Origin of the sequence: Oceanobacter antarcticus (genome assembly GCF_044962685.1) — a bacterium.
Taxonomy (GTDB): Bacteria; Pseudomonadota; Gammaproteobacteria; order Pseudomonadales; family Oceanobacteraceae; genus Oceanobacter; species Oceanobacter antarcticus.
In genome coordinates, this window is sequence record NZ_JBBKTX010000103.1 from 1 (window position 1) to 259 (window position 259).

Below are 259 nucleotides of genomic sequence, written 5' to 3' on the forward strand. Positions count from 1 at the left end.
CAAGTCGCCTTTTGCAAACAACACAACCTTGCTATGCATAACCTTCAATATTGGCGTAAACGTTTATCGCCCGGTGCTGAGTCGGTGGTGGACAAGCCAAAGGCTTTGATTCCAATCACCGTGACCTCATCCTCTCCTGCGCGGTTAAGGTTGGGTGCACAAGCCATCATTGAGCTGCCAACTGAAGCCTTGCCGGATCTGTTGCTGGCATTAAAAGATCGAGGGCTTTTATATGCTTAGGCCCAGTGCAGCGGTTCAG

General features: G+C 50.6%; 1 protein-coding gene. It reads left to right on the forward strand.

Going from position 1 to position 259, the window contains the following annotated elements; genetic code table 11:
* Positions 1-240, forward strand: a 240-nt coding sequence (gene tnpA / locus WG929_RS21105) for an IS66 family insertion sequence element accessory protein TnpA (protein WP_416207637.1), incomplete at its 5' end; no start/stop codon positions are given.
* Positions 241-259 lie beyond the last annotated feature (19 nt).